The sequence below is a fragment of the Sphingomonas arenae genome, assembly GCF_016924655.1.
GTDB classification, from domain to species: Bacteria; Pseudomonadota; Alphaproteobacteria; order Sphingomonadales; family Sphingomonadaceae; genus Sphingomicrobium; species Sphingomicrobium arenae.
Window position 1 is genome coordinate 476,772 of the sequence record NZ_JAFFJU010000002.1, and the last position, 24,170, is coordinate 500,941.

Genomic DNA, 24,170 nt, shown 5'->3' on the forward strand with positions numbered 1-24,170 from the left:
GCACAAGGGGGAGAAGTCATGCCGCATCACTCGACGGACAGACCATGGTCGATGGCGCGCGTGGTTACGGCATCCTCGGCCGGGACCGCGTTCGAGTGGTACGACTTCTTCATCTTCGGAGCGCTGGCGGGGGTCATCTCCAAGGTGTTCTTCACCGGGCTCGACAGCACCGCGGCCCTGATCGCCGCTCTGGGCCTCTTCGCCGCCGGGTTCGCCTTCCGGCCGCTCGGAGCGATCATCTTCGGGGCCATGGGGGACCGGGTCGGCCGCAAGGCCACCTTCCTGGTGACCGTCAGCCTGATGGGCGGAGCGACATTCGCGATCGGTCTGCTGCCGACCTATGAACAGGCTGGGATCGTCGCGCCAATCCTCCTGATCTTCCTTCGCATCCTGCAGGGCATGGCATTGGGCGGCGAGTATGGGGGCGCAGCGATCTACGTCGCCGAGCATGCTCGGGACGATCACCGCGGCGCCTCGACCGGCTGGATCCAGTCCTCCGCCGCGTTCGGCCTGCTCGCGGCGCTTGCCGTCATCTTCGCCACGCGTACCGCGCTCGGCGAGGCGGACTTTGCCGCTTGGGGCTGGCGTATCCCCTTCCTGGTATCGCTAGTGCTGCTGATCGCGTCGGTCTGGCTGCGGACCAAGCTGAACGAGAGTCCGGCATTCCAGAAGCTGAAGGAAGAAGGGGAAACGACCAAGACCCCGCTCCGCGAGGCTTTCGCCCAGCGGGACAACCTCAAGCTGGTGCTGATCGCCTTCTTCGCCATCATGTGCGCGCAGGGCGCGGTCTGGTACACCAGCTTCTTCTACATCCAGGTCTTTTTGGAACGCTCGCTGGCGGTTCCGGGAGCGACGGTGAACCTGATTGTCATGGTGATGACGATCGTTTCCGCGCCGCTCTATGTCTTCTTTGGCTGGCTGTCCGATAGGGTCGGCCGCAAGCCGGTCATGATCGTGGGCATGCTGATCGCCCTGGTCGCCTATTTCCCGGGCTTCCACGCCATTGCGGAAGCCGCGAACCCGGCGCTTGCCCGGGCGCAGCAGGTCACGCCCATCACCGTCTACACCGCTCCCGACAGCTGCGCGGTCCAGTTCGATCCGGCCGGCACGCGGCGGTTCGACAGCGCCTGCGACATCGCCAAGAGCCTGCTCGTGGCGAAAGGGCTCAAGCACCAGACCGCGACGTCGCCGGATGGCAGCACGGTTGTTGCGGTCGGGCGCGAGCGGGTGGCGATCCCCGGCGGCGAGCGCCTGTCGGACGCCGACCTGAAGGAGCTCAAGACCTCCCAGACGGAGCGCCTCCGGGCCGCACTGACCGCCGCCGGCTACCCCGCGGCAGCCGATCCCGGCCAGATCGACTTCGTTCGGCTGGCCTTCTGGTTGTTCGTGTTCGTGGCTTCGGCCTGCGCCCTGTACGGCCCGCAGGCGGCGGCACTGGTGGAGCTCTTCCCGACCCGGGTCCGCTACACCGCCATGTCCCTGCCCTACCATGTCGGGACCGGCTGGGTCGGCGGCTTCCTCCCGGTGACCAGCTTCGCGATCGTAGCCATCACGGGCGATATCTTTGCGGGCCTCTGGTATGCGGTGGGCTTCACCGCGTTGAGCGTCGTCGTCGCCCTGCTGTTCCTGCCCGAAACGCGGGGCCGCCGGATCGACTAGAAGTTCACCGGGCTCTGCACATAGCCATACCAGTCGACATATGGTCGGCCCTGATCGTCGCGCGCGGGCCGAAAGCGGACCTTCTGCTCGACCAAGCGGCAGGTCCACTGATCGACCACTGCGTCGCCGCTCGAGCGGTCAACCGTGCAATCCGTCGCTCGTCCGTCGAGCTGGACCCGGACCCGGACGAACACCGGCGCCCGACTGGGCCAGTTCTGGATGACCGCGCGGGGGTAGTCCCGGCCGCGCAAGGTCGTGCGTCGGATCACCGATGGACGCTGTCCCTCTCCGCTACCGCCGCCGCCCGGACCGGCACCGCTTCCGCCGCTCCCCGTGCCCGTGCCCACTCCGCCCGCGCCGGTGCCCGGCCCGGGTAGTGGCGCTGCACCCTGGGTTGCGTCGCTCCCTGCTCCAGGCGTGGGAGTCGCCACCACCGGAGTCTCTTGCGGGACCTCCAGGGCCGGCTCGGGCACGACGACCGGCGTAGCTTCGCTGCGGATGTTCGGCGGACTGGCTGCCCCTTCCTCCTCCGGCGACGCATCCTCCTGCGGTGGCTGCACCGGCGGGGGTGGAGGCGGAGGCTCCTCCACGTCGAAGATCTCGATCGGTGGCGCGCTGAGCTCGTCCACGCCCTGCCCGGAACCACCCGAGGCAAGGACGGCAAGCAGGATCAGCGCGTGAACCACCGCAACGCCGAGCATCGCCACGCCCCTGTCCCTGCCGCTGAGCGAGGATCGTTCCATCACCGAACCAACGCGATCCGCGCGCCGCGGCTCCCTAGCCGAAGATCCAATCCAGGCTCATCATCACGGCCAGCCCCACCATCAGGGCACCCGTTGCGACACCCTCCTGACGGTCGCGGTGAGTCTCGGGAATGATTTCGCTGGAGACGACCCAGATCATGGCTCCACCCGCGAAGCCCAGCCCCCAAGGCAGCAACTCGCTCGAGGCCGTCACGGCCGAGATGCCGAGGAACCCGCCGAGCGGCTCGATCAGGCCCGTCAGGACAGCCACCACGAACGAGAAGAACCGGCCATAGCCCACCGCGGCCAGGCTTAGCGCGACGGCCAGTCCTTCGGGGATGTTCTGCAACCCGATGCCCGTGGCGGTCGCGAAGCCGGCTGTCTGGTCCGGACTGCCGAAGCTCACACCTACCGCGAGCCCTTCCGGGAAGTTGTGGAGACTGATGGCGATCACGAACAGCCAGATGCGTGACAACTTGGACCTCTCCGCTCCGGCCATCGGTCCGGAGATGAAATGCTCGTGCGGTGCAACGCGGTTCAGCAGGTGGAGCGTGCCGGCGCCCAACAGGATGGCGGTTCCGACGATCAGGGCGGCGATGACCTTGCTGCCGTCGTGCAAGTCCCCCGCGGCTCGAAGGCCCGGAATGATCAGCGAGAAGAAGGAAGCCGCCAGCATCACCCCCGCGGCGAACCCCAGAAAAGCATTCTGCGTCCGGACCGACATTCCGCGCATGAAGAAGACGGGGAGCGCGCCGAGAGTGGTGGCCTGGCCGGCAAGGAAACTCGCAAGCGTGCCCGCACCGATCAGCATCCAGTCCATGCGGCCTCATAGCGGAGTCCCGGCTGCTGCCAAGACGTGGGACTCGTTGCCGTGCGCCCGATGGTCTAGGATGGCTTAACCCGAGGGTGGACACGCGATGGCACGCCAGCTTGTTTCCGAATGGCCCGGCCGAGAGACCGAGATGGCTCGCCGGGTGCGCGCATTCGACTGGAGCTCGACCTCGATCGGTCCGCGGGAAAGCTGGCCCTCGGCATTGCGCACTGCGGTGGAGCTAATGCTGGCCTCGCCCCAGCCGGCCTATGTCGGCTGGGGGCCAGAGCTCATTTCCTTCTACAACGACGCTTATGCGCCGCTGCTCGCGGGGAAGCGCCAACCCGTGCTCGGCCAGCCGTTCCGGAGTGTCTGGCCGGAGTTGATGGACCGTCTGGAGGAACCGCTTTCGCAGACTCTAGCGGGAGAAGGCTGGGCGTTCGAAGACGAACTCTTTCATCTCCCCGCGAGAGTCGACCGGCCCCAAGGCTGGTTCAGCGGAAGCTGGATCCCGCTGCGTGACGACGAGGGCGGCGTGGCCGGCTTCCTTTCCATGTTCATCGAGACCACGGGCCGCGTGCTCGCCGAGCGGCACCTGCGTGAGAGCATCGAGCAGGTTGAACGCACGCAGTCGGCGTTGGCCGCGAACGAGGAGCGGCTGCGGCTCGCGACCGAATCCGCGCAGATCCTGGCCTGGGAGATCGACGAGGCGAGCGGACAGGTGCGCTATTCGTCGACCATCGCCCGAACCTTCGGCTTCGAACCGAGCGGCACGTTCGACCAGACGCAGCTGATCGAGTTGGTGCACCGCGAGGATCGCGCTGCTGTCGCCGCAGGCATGAAGGCGGCAAGGGACAATTATGCCCGCTATGAAGGGGAATATCGCGCTCGAACGCCGGACGGGTGGATCTGGGTCGCCACCGTGGTGGTGCCGCATTTTGCACCTGACGGATCGGTCGAACGGTGGATTGGCATCTCGCAGGACGTCACGCGGCAGAAGCAGGCCGAGATGCGGCAGGCGACTTTGCTCGCCGAACTTCAGCACCGCGTCCGCAACATCCTGGCGATGATCCGCTCCATCGCCCGCCGCACGGGGGAGACCAGTCGCAGCGTCAGCGACTACGCCCAGCATCTGGAGGGGCGGATTAGCGCTCTGGCAAGGACCCAGGCGCTGCTCACCCGAGACCCCGGCACCGGCGTCGACCTGCGCAACATGATCCTCGAAGAATTGCACTCGCAGGCTCCGGGACGGGAGCGGGATGCCCGCATCTCCGGACCGGATATCCGCGTCGCGCCAAAGTCGGCCGAAGTGCTGACCCTCGCCTTGCATGAGCTCACGACCAACAGTGTGAAATATGGGGCGCTAGGGTCCGCCGAAGGCCAGCTGACCATCCGGTGGAAGCGCCGCTCTGCAGAGAGCAGCGACTGGCTTACGCTCGAGTGGGTGGAAGAGGGGCTCGAACTCGGCGACACACCCGTCCGACAGGGCTTCGGGACCGAGTTGATCACGCGCCGTGTTCCTTATGAATTGCGCGGAACAGGCGAGATGCAGTTCCACTCGACCGGTCTGGTCGCGCGCATCCGCCTGCCGTTGATCGAGGGGGAGTCGGTCCTCCAGACCTCCAGCCGGGAGGTCGAGCCCGCCTAGCGCGGCACGACGTCCAGTCGCATCGTCAGCTCGGCCTGCTGGCCAGGCTCAAGCACCTCGATCCCGAGGGTCGACCAATCCTCCTCCGGCGCGTTCAGCGCTGCATTGGCATGGCTGACGGGCTCGGCGACGAAGATTCCCCCACTTTCGGGAGAGTAGAGCTGGAAGAAGCGGGCCGCGGGTGAGGACAGGACCACGTCCGCCGGCCAGGCTGGGTCGCTCATTCGCGCCTCGCCCCCCCAGCCACCGAACCCATGATCGAGCCCTTGGCCGCAGACCTTTCGGTTCCGGAGGTCGAACCGTCCGCTGGCGGGGATCTGTTCCACGGGCAGCACGTGCTCGTCGATCGTCCAGACGGTTTGGACTTGAGTGTCCAGGCGGGTGTCCGGCCCGCAGGGAAAGTAGGGGTGCTGCCCAAGCCCGCACGGCATCGGCTCACTGCTCGTGTTGCGGCAGCGGAGCGACACAGTCAGTCCACCTTCGTCCAGCTGGAAGTGCTGGACGGCCTCGTAGGACCATGGCCATTCGCCTGCGGGATGAACGAAGCGCAGGATGGCATCGCGGTCACCCGCCGATTCGACGCTCCAGGGAGCCAGCCACCCCTGACCGTGCAGGGGGCTGATGTCGCCCGGCATGTTGGGGCTGAGTCGCACGTCCCGACCGCGGAAAGTGAAGGCGCCTCCGCGAATTCTGTTCACATATGGGACAAGTGGGAAGCTGGCCATGTCGAGCACCCCTGGTGCGTCCGCGATGCAGGGGCGGGTGATCGGCAGCCTGGCTCCATCGCCCTGAACAAAGTGGAAGTCGCGAATAGAGCCGCCGATCGATGGACTTAGAGTCAGCTCCAGCGAACCGGCGTGAAGAACAAGCTGCTCTGCTGACACCATAATCTGAACCCCGCGCTTCTGTTGCATTCAGGACGCGGCAAGATCGCCGCGTGCAAGGACCTTCATAAAGCGGTTGCGCCCGGAATTAGTCGAGCGCAATCACCCCGGACGGGTTGGGGAGGTCAGGATGCGGTCTCGCGTCAAGGATTTCATCGAGATCAGCGATCATACGTCGCTTGATCGACTGATTACGACATTGGTCGCCATTCGCGACAGCTTGCCGGACGATGCCGAGCCGGAACTGAAGATGCGCGGCGACGACGTCTTCGGTCGCCGTCTGTCGATCAGCTACTTTCGCGAGTTGAGCGCGCGCGAGGCGGAGCTGGAGGCGAAGTATAACGGCACCTCGCCCGATGCCGCCGAGATCGAGCGGCTCGCGAAGGAGCTCGACAAGGTCAAGTTCGAGCGAGCTCCGAAAAAGAAGCGAGCGGCCTAGCCCTTCTCGTCATCCCCGCGCGTTCTTTTTCATCCCGCGCGTACCTCGTCATCCCCGCGAAGGCGGGGATCCATCTCCGAGCTGTTCGTCGTTTGAAAGGGTGCGGGACGAACTCCCGACCAGGCGGGAGTGATGCACCCGGCTCTGCTGCGCCCACTCACCACTCGGCGAAGCTGCCGTCATGCTGCCGCCAAACCGGGTTGCGCCAGCGGTGCCCTTCCCTGGCGGCGTCCCGCACGGCCGCCTCGTCGATCGTGACTCCTAGTCCAGCCTTTTGCGGGATCGGCAGGTAGCCGTCCTGCGGGGTCAGCACCTCGGGATCGGTGATGAAGTTCAAGAGGTCGTGGCCCACGTTGTAGTGGATGCCGAGGCTCATTTCCTGAATGGCCACGTTGGGCGTGCAGGCTGCCAGCTGCAGGCAGGATGCCAGGGCTAGCGGTCCCAGCGGGCAGTGCGGCGCGACCGCTACGTCATAGGCTTCTGCCATCGCGGCGATCTTGCGGCACTCCAGGATGCCGCCAGCGTGGCTGAGGTCGGGCTGGATGATGTCCACCGCGCCCTTCTCGAAGAACGGCTTGAAGTCCCAGCGCGAGTAGAGCCGCTCGCCCAAGGCAATCGGCGTAGAGGTCAGTTCGGCGATCTGGGCGAGGCCCTCGGGGTTCTCGCTGAGCAGGGGCTCCTCGATGAAGAGCAGGCCCAAGGGCTCCAGCACCTTGGCGAGTTGCTTGGCCATGGGCCGGTGCACGCGGCCATGGAAGTCGAGGCCGACATCCATGCCCTGCGCCTGCGCCGCCTGGACCCGTCTGACGACGTCATCGAACAGCTTGGGAGTGCCAATCCAGTCCAGCTCCGCCGTGGCATTCATCTTCACCGCGGAGAAGCCCTGGCCCTTGCGGGATGCGGCCGCGCTCTCGATCTCGTCGGGACGATCGCCGCCGATCCACGCATAGGCTCTAACGCGATCCCGGACGCGGCCACCCAGCATCTCCCAGGCCGGCAGTCCGACCGCCTTGCCCTTGAGATCCCACAAGGCCTGTTCGAAGCCGGCCAGCGCGCTCATCAGCACCGGGCCGCCCCGATAGAATCCGCCGCGATAGGCGATCTGCCAGATATCCTCGATGCGCCGCGCGTCGTGCCCCAGGAAGCGATCGCGGATCGCCTCGAATGCGCCGAGGACGGCTTCGCCATGCCCCTCCAGGCTGGCCTCGCCCCAGCCGACGGCGCCCTCCTTTGTCTCGATGCGCACGAACACCCAGCGGGGTGGCACGAGGAAGGTCTCGATCCGGTCGATCGTCAGCTCGCCGATCATTCCGCGGCCTCCGAGTTGGCGGCCTGCTGTGGCGGCATGCTGAGTCCCTTGTCGATGGGTTCGGACGATCGATCGCCCCGCGGCGGCCAGCAGGCTTCGCCCGGCGGGACCACCGGCACGGCCAGGCACACCGAGGACGCCGGCAGCACGTCGCGCCAGTCCTTGATCAGCTGCTTGTAGGCCCGCCCGACGTTGCGGATGTTCCGGTCGAGGTCATAGAGGCCGAGCGGGTTCACGTTCCCGTTCTTCTCCCGAAGCGCAGTGTCCCAGTCGACCTGGTCGGTCAGCGAATACCAGGTGAAGCCTACCGTGGGGATGCCCACGTTGCGGAGCCGGAGCACGTTGGCCCATTCCTTCCACAGCCATTGCACTGCTTCCTGGCCGGTCGGGCCTTCGCGCAGGTTGGTCTCCGTGTGCATGATCGGGAGCCGGTAGCGGTTGTGGTACTGCCGCGTGATCTCCGAATAGCCAAACGTCTCGCCCGCCGCCTCCGTCCGCCCGTCGGCGTGTACCCGGTGCTCGTTCGTCCAATAATAATCGTTCCCGAGGATGCAGTGCTGCTTCAGGCGGTTGTGCAGGAAGAAGTGATATTCCTCCCGCGTCATCCCGTTATCCATCAGATATTCGTACATCTCACTGTCGACCCGCCGCCCGTAGTTGAGGTCGAGGCTGAGGAACCGTCGGGAGTTCAGAACCTCCGCTGGCCCGATCGCCGCCGGCGAGTCCGCGTGGAAGTATTCCGAGCTTTCCGACTGGATGAAGATGGCGTCCGACCGCCGCTTCAGAATTTCGATCATCGCCAGCACGTTGCCGCGGACGAGGTGCTTCAGCGCGGTGACGAACCCGCGGTCCGTCTTCATCTGCTCGTTCCACCAGCCGTACTTCGCGGAGAAGGCCGCGCAGATGAACATCTCGTTGACCGGCGTGTACAGCTGGATCCACGGATAACGCTCGGCGAAGGCGGAGGCGTAGCCGGCGAACAGGTCCGGGAAGTCGGGGTTCTGGAAGTTGCCGATCCAGTCCGGAACCCCGAAGTGGCACAGGTCGACGATCGGCGTGATCTCCCGCCTCCGAAGATCGTTCAGCGTAAGGTCGGCGAACTCCCAGTCGTAGCGGCCCGGCCCCAGAAACGTCCGGTGCAGCGGCGGACCGAAGCGGAGGTACTGGATGCCGATCTCCTCGACGCAGTCGAAGTCCTCCTGCCAGCGCCGATAGTGGTCGCTGGCCTCCATCTGGTCGACCCGGGTCTTGCCGTTGTGGATGGTCGGGATGCTGTTCTCAATCCCGGTGGCAAACATGAAATTAGCGATGACGGCCTCCTTGGGGCTCGTGCCTGGGTGGTGAAATCGTCAGCCGGCGAACGGGCGGTCGGCAATGCCCTGGACGCCAGGTGACAGTAGAAAGAGCCCGCCCGCGTTCGGTTGCGTCTCGAGTTCCTTTTCGGACAAGCCGATGCTTGCCGAGGTGACGTACAGCCGATCCAGCGACGATCCTCCGAACGCGCAGCTGGTGGGACGCGCCACGGGCACCTTCACCTCGCCGATGATCTCTCCATCGGGCGACAAGCGGCGCAGGCACCAGCCGTCCCAGAAGGCGATCCACAGGCAGCCTTCCGCATCCACGGTCATCCCGTCGGGATAACCCTGCCCGTCCTCGAACCGCGCAAACTCGCGCTTGGCGAGCGGTGTTCCATCCGGCGCGACGTGGAAGACGTAGGTCACCTGCAGCGCGCTATCGTTCGCGTACATCAGCTTGCCGTCCGGGCTGAAGGCCGGGCCGTTGGTTACCCGATAGCCGTCGTCGACCCGGGCACAGGTGAGATTCGTGTGGAGCCGATAGAAGGCGCCAGTCGCCTCCTTCTCCTCATCGTCCATCGTTCCGGCATAAAACCGCCCGTGCCGATCGACCTTGCCGTCATTGAAGCGATTGGTCTCCCGGTCCTCCTCGGGATCGAACATCAGCTCGAAATGGTCGAGCTCCGGGTGGATGTGGGCAAAGCCATGCTCCGTCCCCGCGATGAATCCGCCGCTCTCCCGCGGCGCGAGCGAGCCCACCCGCCAGGGGGCCAACCAGCTGGTCAGCTGCTCGTCCTCGCTCAGCCGGAAGATCTTCCGGCCCTTGATGTCCACCCAGTAGAGCGCGCGCTCCCGCACCACCCACACGGGCCCCTCACCCAGGATGGCGTGCACGTCGGCAACACAGCGCACTTGCGAGTCCGCGATCATGGGCGCGTGGAATAGCGACGTTCGACGCACAAAAACAGCGGAGCCAGTCGCCTCCCCGCGCTTTCTTGTGCAATGAGCGGCGGCATGTGGACTGGCAGCATCATCGCGGTGGATTGGGGTACCACCAACCGGCGGGCCTATCGGCTATCGCCGTACGGCATCTGCGAGGACGAGTTCGAGGACGACAAAGGCATCACCTCGGTCGAGCGCGGCGGCTTCCCGGTTGCAGTGGCGGAGATCCGGGCGAGGCTTGGTGACCTTCCGCTCCTGATGGCCGGAATGATCGGCTCCAACCGGGGCTGGGTCGAGGCGCCCTATGTGCCCTGCCCCGCCGGTGCCGACGCACTCGCCGCGCGTCTGGTGATGGTTGACGGGCAGCGCGCGGCGATCGTCCCCGGCCTGTCCTATCTCGCGCCGGGCCGCTCGGACGTGATGCGCGGCGAGGAGGTGCAGCTGTTCGGCGCGGTGGCCAAAGGCCTTGTCCCGCCGACCTGCCTCGTCTGTCACCCCGGGACCCACAACAAGTGGGCGACGGTCGAGGACGGGCGCATCCTGTCGTTCCGCACGGTGATGACCGGCGAGTTGTTCAACCTGCTGCGTGAAAAGAGCATCCTGTCGGACTGGCTCCACGAGCCGGTGGCGATCGGGCCCGCTTTCCTCGACGGCGCACGACGGGGACTCGAGGGCGAAGCGCTGACGGCGGAACTCTTTTCCGTTCGCGCGGGTGTGCTCCTGGGTCAGCGGAGCAAGGACGAAGCCGCGAGCTTCACCAGCGGGCTGCTGATCGGGGCCGATATCCGCACCGGGCTCCATGGTGAGGACGAGAAGGAGATCGTGGTGATGGGCCGCCCGGAACTGACGTCGCTGTACGCCGCTGTGCTGGGCGAGCTGGGCCGAACGGCGCGTGAGATCGACGGCGAACGCGCATTCATCGCCGGCATCCTCCAGATCAAAGGGCAGATCGCATGAGCGCTGTTGAAGACTTCCGCCGCTACCTCGCCGAGTGCCCACTGGTCGCGATCATCCGCGGAGTGACGCCCGGCGAAGTGGAGGACATCGGCGAAGCAATCCTGTCCGGCGGCATTCGCATCATCGAGGTTCCACTCAACTCGCCCGAGCCGCTGGAAAGCATTCGCCGCCTGTCGGCTCGCCTGGGCGAACGGGCCCTGGTCGGCGCGGGAACGGTGCTCAACCCGGCCCAGGTGGGTGACGTCAGGGGCGCGGGCGGGCGGCTGATCGTCTCCCCCAACACCAACCCCGACGTGATCCGAGCGACAGCCACAGCCGGACTGGTGTCCTCCCCCGGCTATTTCACGCCGTCCGAAGGCTTCGCGGCGATCGAGGCCGGGGCGCACGCGCTGAAGCTGTTCCCCGCCGAGGGCGCTTCTCCGACCGTGGTCAAGGCTCAGAAAGCCGTCCTGCCGAGGGACATCCCGCTGCTCGTCGTGGGCGGGGTGACGCCGGACAACATGACGCCTTGGCTGGAGGCCGGTGCGACCGGCTTTGGCCTCGGGTCGGGCCTGTACAAGCCCGGCCAGTCGGCCGACGAGACCGCCGCCAAGGCCCGCGCCTACGCGGCGGGGGTGCGCCGCTGATGCGCCCGCTGCGAACCGCCATCATCGGCTTCGGCAAGATCGCCGCCGACCAGCATGTGCCGGCGATCGAGGGGAACCCGCGCTTCGAACTGGCTGGCAGCGTCAGCCGCCAGGGCAACGGCCCGGCGCCGAATTTCACCAGCACCGAAGAGCTCCTGCGGACGGTCCGCGATCTGCAGGCGGTCGCCATAACCACTCCACCCGAGCCCCGCTTCGACATCGCCCGGGACTGCATCGCCGCCGGACTCCACTGCATGCTCGAGAAGCCGCCCACGGTCACGCTCGGCGAAATCCAGGAACTCCGGGAGCTTGCTGAAGAGAAAGGCGTGACCCTGTTCACGACCTGGCACGCGCAGCACAATCCCGCGGTGACGGCTGCGGCCGGCCTGCTCGCCGGAAAGCGCATCCGCGCCATGCAGATCACCTGGCATGAGTCGGTCCATAAGTGGCACCCCGGCCAGCAATGGATCTGGGAACCGGGTGGCTTTGGCGTGTTCGATCCCGGCATCAATGCCTTTTCCATCGCCACGCGGATCTTCCCCGGCGCCCTGTTCGTCAGCGATGCCGAACTGAGCTTCCCCGAGAACGCCCAGACCCCCATCGCCGGCGAGATCACCTTCGCCAGTCCGGCTGCGGACGGAGCCTTGCGTTGCAGCCTCGACTGGCGCCGAGAGGAGGGCGAGGAATGGACCATCGCCATCCAGACCGCCGAAGGGCAGGACATCCGGTTGGAAGCGGGCGGCTCGCGCTTGCTGGTCGACGGCCGGGAAGAAGGCGCCGAGGGCCCCGGCGAGTATCCGGACCTCTACCGGGCCTTCGCCGACCTCATCGACTGCCGGCAGAGCCTGGTCGATGTCGAACCTCTCCGCCTCGTCGCGGACACCTTGCTGGTCACGCGGCGAACGACGGTTGAAGCGGTCAGCGTCTGACGACCGGCGCCGGCTGAGGCGTGCTGCTGGGCGCCCTGCCCTCGACCTCCGGCCAGCCGTCGCGCCAGACCAGCCGGTCCATCAGCATCACTCGGCGCGTGTTCACGTCGTCCACCGGTTTCGAGCGGGGTTTCTGGCGGTCCACGGCGTGGTAGAAGAACCAGTCGGAACCTGCGTCGTCTCGGATCACGCTATTGTGTCCTGGGGCGTTCCACCGCTCGTTCGCCTCGACGACCAGATAGAGCGGCCGCGGACGCACCTCGAACGGCCCCGTCGCGCTCCGCGAACGCGCCACCATCGTCGCGTAATGGGCCTTGGGTCCGCAGCAATTGTCGCCTGAGAAGAACAGGTAGTACCACCCGTCGCGCAGCGTCACCCACGCACCTTCGACCAGCCTGCGATACTCCGCCTCATCCTCCGTTTTGATAACCGGAACGAGATCGATCGGCTTGCTCCCGGCAGCGAAGGACATGCGGTCGGCCGCAAGTTCCTGGACCTTGATCGGCCCGAAGCCCGACCCCCAGTAGAGCCACGTCTTTCCGGTCGCGGGATCGTCGAAGGCGAACGGATCGATGTTCACGAAGCCTTCCCCACACTGCAACGGCTCGCCCTTGTCTATGAACGGGCCCTCGGGCCGGTCCGCTGTGGCGACGGCCAGGCACAAGCCCCGGCTCTGGTTGGTCAGGGCGGCGTCCGGCTTGGCGCTATAATAGAGGTAGTAGCGGCCGCCCGCCTGATGCACGTCCGGAGCCCAGAAATCCTGCGTCTTGCTTGCCCAGGCCGGCTTTTCGGGCAGCGCATCCCCGAGGAGGCTCCAGCGCACCAAGTCCGAAGACCGGGCGACCTGGATGTTGCGGATCGGGTCGCCGCCTTGCGTCGCGTAGACGTAGAACTGACCGTCGGCGGCGCGGATCACGGTGGGGTCCGGCAAATCCTGATCAATGACGGGATTGCTGTAGAGGGCAACCGGCGGAGCCACCGGGGTGGCGCAGGCGGCGAGGCCCGCCAGGAGCGGCACGGCGAGGAGCTTCGGCATGGTCATCGGACACGTTGGTAGCCATGTTTCGGTGAAACAGCGACACAGGGGCGCAAACTCTTTGTAGGTGCCCTTCAAACGCGCTCGCGATGCCCTATCATGGGCTTCCATGACCTCCCCCGACACCCCCCCGTTCGTCGTCGACGCTACCGCGTCGGGCGAGGCCACCCGCTTTTCGGTCTCGGCCGGTGGCAAGACGCGCGACTACTTGGTGCGCAAGGGGGAGCAGGCGGACTACACCACCTTCTTCGGCGAACTTGCGGAGGATTTCGGTATGCGGCTCCCGCACGCTGCCGACATTCCGCAGATGGATCGGCATCCCGCGGAGTGGAAGCCGTTGATCATCCACAACCTGCATCCCGGAACTCACGCCGGCTATGGCGATCCAGCGGTCCTTAAGGTGGACGATGGCTGGGTTTTGACCGCCACCTCGAACGACGCGGCAGACGCCTTCCCGGTCCTCTTCTCGCCCGACCTGCAGACGTGGGAGCACCGCGCCTTTGTCTTCCCCAGCGGCCACGCGCCGGGCTGGACCGCCACGGGCCACCACGTCGGCGATTTCTGGGCGCCCGAGATGCAGAAGGTCGGCGACGAATACTGGCTCGCCTATACCGCGCGTGAGAAGTCGAATGCGCTCGCCATTGGCCTCGCAAGAGCACCGTCCCCGTTTGGCCCCTGGACCGACAATGGCGAGCCCATGATCACCGGCGGCAAGGTGCTCTATCCAGGCAGTTCCGCCAGTGGCGGGGTGATCGACAGCCATATCTTCAAGGATGCGGATGGCACGCCCTACCTGTTCTCGAAGAACGACAGCAACGGGCTTTGGCCCCGCCCGCTCGCCGGCCTGCTGCGCGAACACCCACAGCTCATCCCCGAACTTTACGCGCGCGAAGAGGACCGCCGGTCGGCCGCCTTCGCCGCGGCGGTGCAGCCATGGGCGAACACGCGCCGGCCAATGGAGCGCTTCTTCCTGATGCAGCCGCTGATTGAGGCCACGCTCGACAACTGGCCGCTGATCAAGCCCGCGCTCACGACGTTCGGTCAGGCCGAGGAGATCGTGGAGGCGCTGAGCACTCCAATTCACGCCCGCCGGCTCTCCCCGGATGGCCGGGCCCTCGTGGGCGAGGAGAAGAAGGTCCTGGTCAACGACCTCGACTGGGAGGGCCATCTGATCGAGGGTCCGTTCGTCACCTTCCAGGAGGGCCGCTACTGGATGTTCTATGCCGGGAACGACTTCTCGACCCCGGCCTATGGCATCGGCGTCGCTGTCGCCGACCATCCGCTCGGCCCCTACACCAAGCAGCCGGAGCCCTTGCTCAAGTCGACCAAGGAGTGGTGGGCGCCGGGCCATGCGTCCGTGGCTCCCGGTCCCGACGGGCAGCCGCAACTGTTCTTCCACGCGTTCTTTCCGGGACAATGTGGGTACAACGTCTTTCGCGCCCTGTTGACTGTGCGCCTCCGCTTCTCCCACGCCGGTGTTGACATCGTTTAGGACACCCCCACGCGAGTTCCCGTCATGCGCACCCTCCTTGTCGCCTCGCTTCTGGCCCTCGCTTCCGCTCCAGCGCTCTCCGCGGAGCCCGCCTTCGTGCCGGTGTTCGAGCGCAATTTTCCGGATCCGTTCATCACCGAGCATAACGGCGAGTTCATCGCCTACTCCACAAACGATGGCCCGAACGTGCCCATGGCGACCAGCCGGGACCTTGTGACATGGGCCTTCGTCATGGATCCTGCGGATGCCACCAAGAAGCGCGACGCAATGCCGACCCTGGCCCCTTGGGCGAAGGCTGGATCGACCTGGGCACCTGAGGTCATGAAGGTGGGCGACCATTGGATTCTCTACTACACGGCCGCTTACCGGAAGCAGAACATCCAGTGCCTCGGCGCGGCGGTCGCAAGGGACCCCAAGGGACCCTTCGTCGACACCTCACCCGAGCCCTTCCTCTGCCAGCGCGAGCTGGGCGGCACGATCGACGCCAACCCGTTCCGCGATCGGGACGGCAAGCTGTATCTCTACTTCAAGAACGACGGAAACCGGGTACGCAGACCGACCCGGCTGTGGGGAGTGCAGCTTTCGGCCGACGGCCTGAAGCTGCAGGGTGAACCGGTCGATCTGGGCATGACCGACAAGGACAGGTGGGAGGGCGGCGTCATCGAAGCGCCGACCATGGTGCTGACCCCGCAAGGCCACACGATGTTCTACTCGGCGGGCTTCTTCGGCTGGGACGCGAAGGAGCGGTTCTCGCCCTACGCCATGGGCTACGCCAGCTGCCAAGGCCCGCTTGGACCCTGCAGCGACGCGAAAGAGAATCCCATTCTCTACAGCTACAGCGACCCGGGCTCGACCGGATGCCTGAGCGGACCAGGGCACCAGAACATCTTTCGGGCGAACGGCGGAACCTTCATCTCTTTCCACGCGTGGGCGACGACCCGCAGCTGCCGACCTCATCGGGAGTCGCGGTACCTCTACATCGCCCCGTTCGGCTGGGAAAACGGCAAGCCGGCCATCGCACCGAGCTTGCGGGGGAAGTAGGAAGGGCCGATGCATGCGACCATGCTGACCCTCACCGCCCTCGCCGTCGCCGCCGCCATGCCGGACCCCAGCCTCTACCGTTTCCCTTCGGATCAGGAGACGCGCTGGATCAGCCCGGAGAACCCCACCGGGGCGAAGGGTGCCGGGGCGCGGGAAAACAAGGGCGCGAAGGGGCATGCCTTCGACACCATTCCGATCGACGGAACGCTCGAGCTGGCCAACATCGCTGGCGGCGGCGTCATCGACCGTCTATGGATGACTATCGAGGACCGCTCACCCGAGGCCCTGCGCGGGCTGGTGCTGCGCATGTGGTGGGACGGAGCTGACCGGCCTGCCGTAGAGGTCCCGCTGGGCGACTTCTTCCTCCACGGAGCCGGCACGATGGTGCCGATGGAAACGGCCCTCTTCTCTTCACCCGAAGGGCGCAGTTTTGTGTCCTATGTGCCGATGCCCTTCCGGAAGGGCGCACGCATCAGCATCGCCAACGAGAGCGGAAAGCCGGTCAACCTCATCTTCTTCGACGTGAACTACCGCACCGTCCGGAGCCAGCCCGAGGACATACTCTACTTTCACGCCTGGTGGAGCCGTGATCGTGCGACAAGCCTTGGCAAGGACTTCCGCGTGCTGCCCCGTATCCAGGGCCGTGGTCGGTTCCTCGGCGCGAGTGTCACGGTGAACACGAATCCCGTCTATGAAAGGACCTGGTGGGGCGAGGGCGAGGTCAAGATCGCGCTGGACGGGGACCGCACCGACGCTCCCACGCTCGTTGGCACCGGCACCGAAGACTATATTGGGACAGCCTGGGGCCAAGGCGCCTACATCAACCACTACCAGGGCGCTCCGATCGCGACCTGGGACGACGAGGGACGCTGGACCTTCTACCGCTTCCATGTCCCGGATCCGGTCCTGTTCCATCGCGACATCGAGGTGTCGCTCCAGCAGATGGGCGGTGCGCGCAAGAACGTCGTGCTTGGCCTGCAGAAGAAAGGCGTGCCGATGATCCCGGTCACCATCGACCCGGGCAGCCGCACCAACTTCCAGAAGCTGCTGGAGAGCGGAAAGCGCCCGGATGACCCTTCGCTTCCGGACGGCCACACCAACTATTACCGGAGCGACGACGTGGCGGCTGTGGCTTATTTCTACTTGGATCGGCCGCAGGGTGTGCTGCCTCCCATCGCGCCTTCTGCCGAGCGCCTCAAAGCACTACGCGTTCCCACCAAGAAGTAGGGCGGCTCCCAAGCCAAGGAAGCCGCCCCAATAGCAACAGTTTAGCCGCGCCTAGTAGCGGAAGCGGATCCCGATCGAATAAACGCGTTCCAGGTACTTGGTGATCCAAGGGAACGAGTCTCCGCCGCCACCCGCGTAATCGCGATATGTCCGGATCGGCTCCTTGCCCGCGAGCAGATTAAGAGCATCGAACGCGATCGTCAGATTTTCGACGGGGGTGTAAGAAGCCGAGAAATCCAGCTGACCGAGGCTTCGCTGCACGGTCGGCGACTGGAACCCTTGGAAGTCGTTATACTCGATCACGAACTTGGAGCGCCAGTTATAGGCGAGTCGAGCAGAGAGGTTGTTGCGCTCGTAGAGTCCCACCAAGTTGAAGGCATGCTTCGATACGCCCGGGAAGTCCTGTTGCCCGGGCAACTGCGCGCGGAAATTGGGCGCAAGTTCGGTCGATGCGTCGAGATAGGTGTAGTTGGCCTGCACGCCAAAGCCCCGCGACCAGGTCGGTAGCCAATCATAATCGAAGAAGGTGGTAAACGCCGTTTCGATGCCGCGTATTTTCCCCTTCCCCGAGTTAAAGGGTGCACTGAGGCGAATGAAATTGATCCCGCCTGGGACGTCCTGAGTCGAACCAAAGATGAAGCCGCGGATGTCTCTCCTGAATAGGGAGAGAGTCAGGCTCCCCTGGTTGGCGAAATAATACTCCAGGGTCGCATCGTAGTTCTTGCTGTTGATCGGCTGCAGGTCAGGGTTTCCACCGTTGGCATTCTGGAAACAGTTGGGACTCGTCGGGCCTTCCGTGGAGCACGCGCCTGTCGGCGGAAAAATCGTGATGGAAGGCCGCAGATCTAAGAAATTCGGACGCGTCCTCGTCTCCGTGTAAGCAAGGCGCGCCTGCAAGCCGCGCGTGAACTCCATGCGCATGCTGATATTGGGCAGGATGTCGGTATAAACGTTCGCTCGCTGGATCGGAGTCAGGACGTCCGGCTCCGGCGTCACATCTAACTGGTTACCCTCAAGCTTGGTCCTGGTTCTAACAACACGCACGCCGATGTTGCCATCGATGGGGAACCCGGCGTCGAACTCGTAGCGGAGCTGGGCGTAGCCGGCGCTAGCCTTTTCGTTCGCATCGAAACGGGCGAGCGGGTCGAAGGAGGGCTCGCCCAACGGAACTCCGCCCGTGGCGGCAGCGGCTGCGGCACGAAGCGCATCAAGATTACTGAAAACTTCATCAAAGCTAGAACCGACGAAGCATCGCTCGGCTTGCAAGTTGTCGTAGGCAAAGCCGCAACCGAATGTCCCTAGATTGATGCCGATCGTCGAAAGCGCGGGTCGGTTTGCAGGATCGATGCCGCGATAAAGACCACCGGTATCACGCCGTGCATCGCGATTGTTATGACGAAGTCCGAACTGCAGACGAGGAACATTCGTCCACCCGGTTTCCCATTCAAGATCGACACGCGCCTGGATGTCCTTGCCAGTCGCCCTAATCCGGTTCTGGAAGAGGCCACGGTAAACATAGTTAGACGGGTCGGTCGTATCGAAGTCGATGAAGTCGAAAGACGCGCCGCCAGGATGGCGCGGATTATCAAAGAATACGATCCGCTCTGGCGAACTGGTCAACGCATAGTCGATGTTGACCTGATCTTCCCGATAAGTCGAGCTCGTGTACGCGATATCGCCCGTCAGGCGGAGGTCGCTCGTAACATCGTAGATCACGCCTCCACCAAGCTGATAGGTATTGGTTCGCGCCTTACGGAACACTTGAAATCCATCAGGAGCATTCGGACTGTTCACCCGCACGCTGATGGGCTGCCCGTTCTCGTCCAAAACAACATCTGACAAGGTCGAGTTGTCGAATAAGGGCACAAACATCCAGTACTCGCGGTCGTTGCCGCGATACCCCTGAAAAAGACCATCAACGTAAAATTGAAGGTCAGGGTTCGGCTTGTACTGGATCGCCGCGTTGACTGAAGGCCGCCAGCGTTCTCCCTGTTGGTAGAAGAGGCCACTGCCATTCGGAGCGATGAAGCCGGGTGTGTCTGCTGTGGCTGGGCGCGGTGAAACGAAGCGATCATTCTCCCGCGTGGAGTCGAGGAAATCCAGGTTCGTCAGCGCCGCATTGACGAGAACGCCAAACTCGCCGCCGTCCCCAACCTCCCAACGATTGCTGACCAGAAGATTGCCGTTCCAGTCCCATTTTCCGTTCTGTTCGAAGCGGACCGCATTCAGCGATCCGGACAGCTCGAACTTCGAGAAATCGAAGGGCCGTCGCGAGCGGACGTTGACCTGCCCGCCCAAGCCGCCCTCAATCTGATTGGCGGTTCCGGACTTGAAAACTTCCAGAGCGGCGACGCCACCCGCAGGGAAGTCCTGAATGGCAACAAAGCGGTTCTCCGCAGTGAAAATCTCGCGTCCGTTGTAGGTCGTGCTGATGTCGGGCAGGCCACGGATTTGGACTTGAGCCGCTTCGGCGGCTGCGCGATTGACCTGAACACCGGTGACTCGTGCAAGCGCCGCGGAGGCGGTTACGTCTGGCAGCTTGCCAATATCTTCCGCGACGATCGCATCCACAATCTGCTCGCTGTTGCGCTTGATGTTGCGAGCGGATTGGATGCTTCGGCGAAGCCCTGTGACGACGATCGCTTGATCGTCAGCAGCGGCCTGATCCGCGCCGCCAGCGGTCTGTACCGCGTCATCTGTCTGAGCGCTTCCAGCTTCAGCGTCTGCAGGCTGCTCCTGACCCTGAACCGTCGGGTCGGGGGGCGTTGCGGGCTGCTGATCTTGGGCGTTTGCGGGTGTTGCGAACAGCAGCGCGGCCAGAGAGGCCGAGCAAAGAGCAAAGGACTTGAAGCGCATCGAAACCCCCGTTGAAATGCGCAGGGCATCCGCCTGCGCGGTCACAGCCACATAGGCTCGTTGCCGAAACGGAATACAAGCGGCAATGTTCAGCAAGCGGTGACGAATCCGTGACGCTGTTGCCGCAACGCTACGCCGCAACCATCATGGCAATTCCGCCAAAAATTCGGTGACTCTGCGGTCGGCATCGCCAAGCGCGCGGGCGGTTGGCTTCTGACTGGTGAAGGCGGCGGCGGCTTCTTCACCGACAATGCCCTCGATCGCGCTCTGGCGCTGCACGTAGCTGGGTAAGGTGCGGCCGATCTCAGCGAGCGGTGCGATGTCCTCCCGGTGCGGCAAGGCCCTGAACCGTGAACTGTCGATGATGGACTGGAATGCGGGCAGATGACCCGTCCTCGCCCAGTCGAAATTGTGCTCCGCCATGAAACGGAAGAAGCGCGCGATGGCGCTGCGCTCCTCTGCCGTCCGCTCGCGTTTGGGGACAACCCATGCATGACCGCTGACGAACACGACATGCTCGCCCCAGAGGCGCGGATAGTTCAGCACGGCGTAGCTCCGGTACAGCGGTCGCCCGCGCGTTTTCTCTTCCGTTTCGAACTGGCCGATCATCCACGTGCCGGTGGGATAGATGCCTCCTTCGCCATTCATGAAAGCGGCAATAGCCGCAGGCGTGTCCATGTTGCTGGTGCCGAGCCCCTCGGCCGTCATGCGGCGGAACAGGTCCGCAACGCGACGTCCCTCCGGCGTGTTCGTCCGCATGTGCTTGGGATCCGGAAAGACCGCTGCCCGTTGCGCCATCATGTAGGTGTACATGTTGCGGGCCGCGCCAGCCGGGTCACCGACAAGGCTCTGGATCAGGTACGGCTTGCCGGTCCGCTCACGGAATTGGCGTGCGTGCGCGACAAGCTCCCCGGGCGAGTTCGGCAGCACCGGCTTGCCGCCGCGCATCAGCCCCGCTTGCTCGAACAGCCTGGTGTTGATGTGCCATAAGCCGCCGTGTGTATCGAGCGGCATGCCGAAGATGCGCCCGTTGACGGTGACTGCACCGCGCGCGGCATTGGTGAAGGTGCCGGGCTCGATGCCTGCTTCCCGCAGATAAGGCTCAATTGGCTCCAGCAGCCCCTGTGCCGCATAGTCGGAAATGACGGCTCCGTGCATGGTCACGATATCCGGCGGATCGCGCGCCGCCATCTGTGCCGTCAGCTGCGGATAGCCGGGCCAGGCAACCACGTTCTGGCTGACGGACAAGTCGGGATGTTGCGCCTGGAACGCGTTGATCATCGTAGTGATGATCCCGCATTCGCCTTCCGCCTTGGAAATGTCCGTCGCGGAGCCGTATTGCGACCCACATTCTCCGAAGAACCGTTGGATGTAGAGACCCGTGCGCTCCTCCGCCTGCGAACAGCTGCCGAGCACCACGGCCGCGATCAGGGCGAGCATCCACCTCATCGAACGGCGGTGCCCGCCATCGCGCGCACGATCTGCTTCTGGAAGATGACGTACACGACGAAGATCGGAATGGACGCGAAGACGGCCTGGGCCATCAAGAAGCCGAGTCCGCTGGTTTGCGCGTAGTTCATCTGACTGGAAGCCAGCCCGACTGTTAGCGTGTACATGTCACTGCGGGTCGCGCTGATCAGCGGCCACCAATAATCGTTCCAGGACCCGAGGAAGGTGAACACCGCGAGGGTTGACTGCGCAGGCACGGTGAGCGGCAGAATGACCTTCCAGAAGATGGTGAACCGGGAGGCCCCGTCGAGCATGGCAGCCTCATCCAGCTCCTTCGGGATGGCGCGCATGTAGGTCGTCATGAAGAATACGCCGAAACTCGTGATCAGGCCCGGCAGGATGAGGCCTGGATAGCTGTTGTGCAGGCCCAGCGTCGCGAACAGCTGATGCTGTGGCAGGATCACGGCTTGGCTTGGGATCGCGAGGCCCAACAAGACCAGCGTGAAAAGGGTGCGACGGAACGGAAAGTCGAGGCGGGCAAAACCGTAGCCGGCGAGACTGCACAGCACCAGCACGCCAACGGTGGTACCCAGTGATACGATCACGCTGTTGAGCAGCCAGCGCAGCGTGCGGTCGTTGCCAAGGATCGCGACATAGTTTTCGAGCGTGTACGGGCCGCTGAGTGCCGCCCCGCTGTTGCCGACCAGCTCGGCATTGTTCTTCAGCGACAGCAGCAAGGTCCACACGAGCGGTGCCGCCATTATCGCGGCACCCACCACCAGGCCGATCCAGCCCCACCATGGGAGCCTGCCACGCTGTATGCTAGCGGCCACTTTCGCGATCCCTCCCGGTCAGCCAGTACTGGGTGAGCGTCACGCCCAGGATGATCAGGAACAGGATTTCCGCCGCCGCGCTGGCATAGCCCAACTCCCACCGGCCGAACGCCACCTCGAACAGGAACAGCACCGTCGTACGCGAGGCGCCGCTCGGCCCGCCCGCGGTGAGCAATTGCGCCTGGCCGAACATCTGCAGCTGCGCCGCCGTCTGCAGCATGACCACGAGGATCAGCGTGCGGCGGATCGAAGGTAGGGTCACGCGCCAGAAGGTCGTCCACTTACCCGCATTATCGAGTGCCGCGGCTTCATACATGTCCTCCGGGATCTGCTGCAGACCGGCCAGAAACAGCATCATCGGCAGGCCGAGAGACCACCAGATTGTGGTGATCGCGAGCGCCGGCAGGGTGAGGTCCGGATGGCTGAGGAACGGCAACGGCTCCCAGCCCAGCCCCTGCCAGATCTCGCCTAGCAGGCCGGCATCGGGCGCAAGGATGAAGCGAAAGATCAGGGTCACAATGGTGACGGACAGCACCGACGACGAGAAGAAGATGCCGCGAAAGATGGCCGCGTCCCGCGTCGCGCGATTGAGCGCCAATGCCAGTGCCAGTGCGAGCACCGTCAACACGGGCACCACCATCAACGTGACGAGGAAAGTGTTGATCAGTGATTGTCCAAAGGTGGGATCGCCGATCAGTCGGGCGTAATTATCGAAGCCGACCAGCGTTCCCTGCCCAAACAGGTCCACGCGGTGCAGGCTCAGCCAGATGCCCTTGAGCAACGGGTAGATCAGGATGGTGCAATAGAGCAGCAAGAAAGGCGCAACGAACAACAGCCCGTCCCAGCGTCGGGCAGCTGCCCTCATGCGTCCTGCCGGTGGTATCCGGTACCGTCCGCTCCAAACAGATGGGCTGCGGCTCCGTCGATCTTGAGGCCGATTTCGTCTCCTGACCTTGCCGTCGACAAACCGGAGTCTTCGGCTGTTATCTCGGTTCCATCCTTCAGCTGCGCATAGACCAGGGATCGCTCGCCGAGCCGTTCGACCAGCACGACTTTCGCCGTCGTGGTTGCGACATCGCCGTCGCGCGTCACTCGCACGCTTTCCGGACGCAAGCCGATCTCGATCCGCTCGCCGGGCGGCAAGCCGTCGCGCGAAATCGCGGTCTCGATCAGGGCGCCGTCGCCAAGCCGAACCGCGGCATGACCGCTGCCGTTCTGCAGCTTGCCGGGGATTATGGTCATGGCTGGCGAGCCGACAAACCTTGCGACAAAGGTGTTTGCGGGGCGGCTGTAGATCTCCATGGGCGGAGCGACCTGCTGGATTCGGCGATCGTTGAAGACGACGATCCGGTCAGCCAGCGTCATCGCCTCGGCCTGATCGTGCGTCACCATAATCACGCCCGCGTCGACACGCTGCCGAAGCTGCGCGAGCTCGACGCGGGTGCGCAGACGCAGTGCCGCGTCTAGGTTCGACAAGGGTTCGTCGAGCAGGAACAGCTTGGGCTTCTTCACGATCGCGCGCCCGATCGCCACGCGCTGGCGCTGGCCACCCGACAACTGCCCCGGCTTGCGGTCGAGGAGTTCGTTGATCTCCAGCACGCGCGCGGCATCTTCGATCAGCCCGTCGATCTCCGGCTTGGGCACGCGCGCGTTCTTGAGGCCGAACGCCATGTTCTCGCGTACCGACATGTGCGGGTAGAGGGCGTAATGCTGGAACACCATCGCCACCCCGCGGTCGCCTGGAGGCAGCGTGTCGATCCGACGCCCCTCAAGAATGACTTCGCCGTCGTCGGCCGTTTCAAGACCCGCGATGATCCGCAGCAACGTGGACTTGCCCGATCCCGACGGGCCCAGAAAGGCGATGAATTCACGCGGGGCGACGGTCAGGTCTACGCCATCCAGGACCTGAACGCCCTTGAAGGCCTTGCGAACGCCATGAAGCTCGAGACCTGCCACGCACTCTCCTCGTCGCCAATCCTTACAGCAACAAAGCG

General features: G+C 64.7%; 21 protein-coding genes. 9 read left to right on the forward strand and 12 right to left on the reverse strand.

Going from position 1 to position 24,170, the window contains the following annotated elements:
- Positions 1-51: 51 nt before the first annotated feature.
- A complete protein-coding gene (locus JT720_RS08465; RefSeq protein WP_237219831.1) occupies positions 52-1,659 on the forward strand; it encodes an MFS transporter in 1,608 nt (535 codons plus the stop codon).
- Here the strand turns inward: JT720_RS08465 and JT720_RS08470 are convergent.
- Both JT720_RS08470 and JT720_RS08475 read right to left on the reverse strand, forming a co-directional pair.
- Entirely contained in the window at positions 1,656-2,402 is a 747-nt protein-coding gene (locus JT720_RS08470) for an energy transducer TonB (protein ID WP_205480775.1), read from the reverse strand. The two genes, JT720_RS08465 and JT720_RS08470, sit on opposite strands and share 4 nt — an antisense overlap.
- 34 nt (positions 2,403-2,436) lie before the next feature.
- Positions 2,437-3,222: a ZIP family metal transporter gene (locus tag JT720_RS08475; protein WP_205480777.1), complete on the reverse strand. Its 786-nt coding sequence runs from the start codon at positions 3,220-3,222 to the stop codon at positions 2,437-2,439.
- A 97-nt stretch (positions 3,223-3,319) separates the two neighbouring features.
- On the opposite strand from JT720_RS08475, the gene JT720_RS08480 reads away from it, so the two are divergent.
- Positions 3,320-4,861, forward strand: coding sequence for a sensor histidine kinase (locus tag JT720_RS08480; protein WP_205480778.1), 1,542 nt, complete (start codon positions 3,320-3,322; stop codon positions 4,859-4,861).
- On the opposite strand, the gene JT720_RS08485 is transcribed toward JT720_RS08480, so the two are convergent.
- On the reverse strand, positions 4,858-5,775 hold the full coding sequence (locus JT720_RS08485; protein WP_205480779.1) for an aldose 1-epimerase: 918 nt from the start codon (positions 5,773-5,775) through the stop codon (positions 4,858-4,860). The two genes, JT720_RS08480 and JT720_RS08485, sit on opposite strands and share 4 nt — an antisense overlap.
- 100 nt (positions 5,776-5,875) lie before the next feature.
- Between JT720_RS08485 and JT720_RS08490 the strand changes: the two genes are divergently transcribed.
- Entirely contained in the window at positions 5,876-6,184 is a 309-nt protein-coding gene (locus JT720_RS08490) for a hypothetical protein (protein WP_205480780.1), read from the forward strand.
- 157 nt (positions 6,185-6,341) lie between these two features.
- On the opposite strand, the gene dgoD is transcribed toward JT720_RS08490, so the two are convergent.
- From dgoD to JT720_RS08505, 3 genes are read right to left on the reverse strand one after another with little or no spacing between them, the layout of a single operon-like run.
- The gene (dgoD, locus tag JT720_RS08495) at positions 6,342-7,493 is read right to left on the reverse strand and encodes a galactonate dehydratase (RefSeq protein ID WP_237219830.1); all 1,152 of its coding nucleotides are present in this window, start codon (positions 7,491-7,493) and stop codon (positions 6,342-6,344) included.
- Entirely contained in the window at positions 7,490-8,791 is a 1,302-nt protein-coding gene (locus JT720_RS08500; protein WP_205480781.1) for a family 1 glycosylhydrolase, read from the reverse strand. Before JT720_RS08500 ends, dgoD begins: the two co-directional genes overlap by 4 nt.
- A 51-nt stretch (positions 8,792-8,842) precedes the next feature.
- Positions 8,843-9,718, reverse strand: coding sequence for an SMP-30/gluconolactonase/LRE family protein (locus JT720_RS08505; protein WP_205480782.1), 876 nt, complete (start codon positions 9,716-9,718; stop codon positions 8,843-8,845).
- Between the two features lie 84 nt (positions 9,719-9,802).
- On the opposite strand from JT720_RS08505, the gene JT720_RS08510 reads away from it, so the two are divergent.
- From JT720_RS08510 to JT720_RS08520, 3 genes are read left to right on the forward strand one after another with little or no spacing between them, the layout of a single operon-like run.
- Complete coding sequence (locus JT720_RS08510; RefSeq protein ID WP_205480783.1) at positions 9,803-10,687, forward strand: 2-dehydro-3-deoxygalactonokinase; 885 nt, start codon at positions 9,803-9,805, stop codon at positions 10,685-10,687.
- A complete protein-coding gene (locus JT720_RS08515) occupies positions 10,684-11,313 on the forward strand; it encodes a 2-dehydro-3-deoxy-6-phosphogalactonate aldolase (RefSeq protein WP_205480784.1) in 630 nt (209 codons plus the stop codon). The genes JT720_RS08510 and JT720_RS08515 overlap by 4 nt, the downstream gene beginning before the upstream one ends.
- Positions 11,313-12,242 carry a Gfo/Idh/MocA family protein gene (locus JT720_RS08520; RefSeq protein ID WP_205480785.1) on the forward strand — a complete coding sequence of 310 codons (930 nt, stop codon included), beginning with the start codon at positions 11,313-11,315 and terminating at the stop codon, positions 12,240-12,242. The genes JT720_RS08515 and JT720_RS08520 overlap by 1 nt, the downstream gene beginning before the upstream one ends.
- Here the strand turns inward: JT720_RS08520 and JT720_RS08525 are convergent.
- A complete protein-coding gene (locus JT720_RS08525) occupies positions 12,232-13,278 on the reverse strand; it encodes a glycoside hydrolase family 43 protein (RefSeq protein ID WP_205480787.1) in 1,047 nt (348 codons plus the stop codon). The genes JT720_RS08520 and JT720_RS08525 overlap by 11 nt on opposite strands.
- 109 nt (positions 13,279-13,387) lie before the next feature.
- Between JT720_RS08525 and JT720_RS08530 the strand changes: the two genes are divergently transcribed.
- Genes JT720_RS08530 through JT720_RS08540 form a run of 3 tightly spaced genes read left to right on the forward strand, consistent with a single transcriptional unit; the run spans position 13,388 to position 17,038 of the window.
- Positions 13,388-14,770, forward strand: coding sequence for a glycoside hydrolase family 43 protein (locus JT720_RS08530; RefSeq protein WP_205480789.1), 1,383 nt, complete (start codon positions 13,388-13,390; stop codon positions 14,768-14,770).
- Between the two features lie 24 nt (positions 14,771-14,794).
- The gene (locus tag JT720_RS08535; RefSeq protein WP_205480791.1) at positions 14,795-15,811 is read left to right on the forward strand and encodes a glycoside hydrolase family 43 protein; all 1,017 of its coding nucleotides are present in this window, start codon (positions 14,795-14,797) and stop codon (positions 15,809-15,811) included.
- A 21-nt stretch (positions 15,812-15,832) separates the two neighbouring features.
- The gene (locus tag JT720_RS08540; protein WP_205480792.1) at positions 15,833-17,038 is read left to right on the forward strand and encodes a glycoside hydrolase family 172 protein; all 1,206 of its coding nucleotides are present in this window, start codon (positions 15,833-15,835) and stop codon (positions 17,036-17,038) included.
- A 51-nt stretch (positions 17,039-17,089) separates the two neighbouring features.
- On the opposite strand, the gene JT720_RS08545 is transcribed toward JT720_RS08540, so the two are convergent.
- From JT720_RS08545 to JT720_RS08565, 5 genes are all read right to left on the reverse strand, one after another.
- A complete protein-coding gene (locus tag JT720_RS08545) occupies positions 17,090-19,990 on the reverse strand; it encodes a TonB-dependent receptor (protein ID WP_205480793.1) in 2,901 nt (966 codons plus the stop codon).
- A gap of 48 nt (positions 19,991-20,038) precedes the next feature.
- Complete coding sequence (locus tag JT720_RS08550) at positions 20,039-21,343, reverse strand: ABC transporter substrate-binding protein (RefSeq protein ID WP_205480794.1); 1,305 nt, start codon at positions 21,341-21,343, stop codon at positions 20,039-20,041.
- Positions 21,340-22,104: a carbohydrate ABC transporter permease gene (locus tag JT720_RS08555; RefSeq protein WP_237219829.1), complete on the reverse strand. Its 765-nt coding sequence runs from the start codon at positions 22,102-22,104 to the stop codon at positions 21,340-21,342. The genes JT720_RS08550 and JT720_RS08555 overlap by 4 nt, the downstream gene beginning before the upstream one ends.
- A gap of 61 nt (positions 22,105-22,165) precedes the next feature.
- The gene (locus JT720_RS08560) at positions 22,166-23,041 is read right to left on the reverse strand and encodes a carbohydrate ABC transporter permease (RefSeq protein WP_205480798.1); all 876 of its coding nucleotides are present in this window, start codon (positions 23,039-23,041) and stop codon (positions 22,166-22,168) included.
- On the reverse strand, positions 23,038-24,132 hold the full coding sequence (locus JT720_RS08565) for an ATP-binding cassette domain-containing protein (RefSeq protein ID WP_205480800.1): 1,095 nt from the start codon (positions 24,130-24,132) through the stop codon (positions 23,038-23,040). Before JT720_RS08565 ends, JT720_RS08560 begins: the two co-directional genes overlap by 4 nt.
- Positions 24,133-24,170: the final 38 nt, after the last annotated feature.

Bases quoted from the DNA above. Each gene is read 5' to 3' on its own strand.
- JT720_RS08465 (WP_237219831.1), top strand. From the start codon at position 52: ATGGCGCGCGTGGTTACGGCATCCTCGGCCGGGACCGCGTTCGAGTGG.
- JT720_RS08470 (WP_205480775.1), bottom strand. From the start codon at position 2,402: ATGGAACGATCCTCGCTCAGCGGCAGGGACAGGGGCGTGGCGATGCTC.
- JT720_RS08475 (WP_205480777.1), bottom strand. From the start codon at position 3,222: ATGGACTGGATGCTGATCGGTGCGGGCACGCTTGCGAGTTTCCTTGCC.
- JT720_RS08480 (WP_205480778.1), top strand. From the start codon at position 3,320: ATGGCACGCCAGCTTGTTTCCGAATGGCCCGGCCGAGAGACCGAGATG.
- JT720_RS08485 (WP_205480779.1), bottom strand. From the start codon at position 5,775: ATGCAACAGAAGCGCGGGGTTCAGATTATGGTGTCAGCAGAGCAGCTT.
- JT720_RS08490 (WP_205480780.1), top strand. From the start codon at position 5,876: ATGCGGTCTCGCGTCAAGGATTTCATCGAGATCAGCGATCATACGTCG.
- dgoD (WP_237219830.1), bottom strand. From the start codon at position 7,493: ATGATCGGCGAGCTGACGATCGACCGGATCGAGACCTTCCTCGTGCCA.
- JT720_RS08500 (WP_205480781.1), bottom strand. From the start codon at position 8,791: ATGTTTGCCACCGGGATTGAGAACAGCATCCCGACCATCCACAACGGC.
- JT720_RS08505 (WP_205480782.1), bottom strand. From the start codon at position 9,718: ATGATCGCGGACTCGCAAGTGCGCTGTGTTGCCGACGTGCACGCCATC.
- JT720_RS08510 (WP_205480783.1), top strand. From the start codon at position 9,803: ATGTGGACTGGCAGCATCATCGCGGTGGATTGGGGTACCACCAACCGG.
- JT720_RS08515 (WP_205480784.1), top strand. From the start codon at position 10,684: ATGAGCGCTGTTGAAGACTTCCGCCGCTACCTCGCCGAGTGCCCACTG.
- JT720_RS08520 (WP_205480785.1), top strand. From the start codon at position 11,313: ATGCGCCCGCTGCGAACCGCCATCATCGGCTTCGGCAAGATCGCCGCC.
- JT720_RS08525 (WP_205480787.1), bottom strand. From the start codon at position 13,278: ATGCCGAAGCTCCTCGCCGTGCCGCTCCTGGCGGGCCTCGCCGCCTGC.
- JT720_RS08530 (WP_205480789.1), top strand. From the start codon at position 13,388: ATGACCTCCCCCGACACCCCCCCGTTCGTCGTCGACGCTACCGCGTCG.
- JT720_RS08535 (WP_205480791.1), top strand. From the start codon at position 14,795: ATGCGCACCCTCCTTGTCGCCTCGCTTCTGGCCCTCGCTTCCGCTCCA.
- JT720_RS08540 (WP_205480792.1), top strand. From the start codon at position 15,833: ATGCTGACCCTCACCGCCCTCGCCGTCGCCGCCGCCATGCCGGACCCC.
- JT720_RS08550 (WP_205480794.1), bottom strand. From the start codon at position 21,343: ATGAGGTGGATGCTCGCCCTGATCGCGGCCGTGGTGCTCGGCAGCTGT.
- JT720_RS08555 (WP_237219829.1), bottom strand. From the start codon at position 22,104: ATGGCGGCACCGCTCGTGTGGACCTTGCTGCTGTCGCTGAAGAACAAT.
- JT720_RS08560 (WP_205480798.1), bottom strand. From the start codon at position 23,041: ATGAGGGCAGCTGCCCGACGCTGGGACGGGCTGTTGTTCGTTGCGCCT.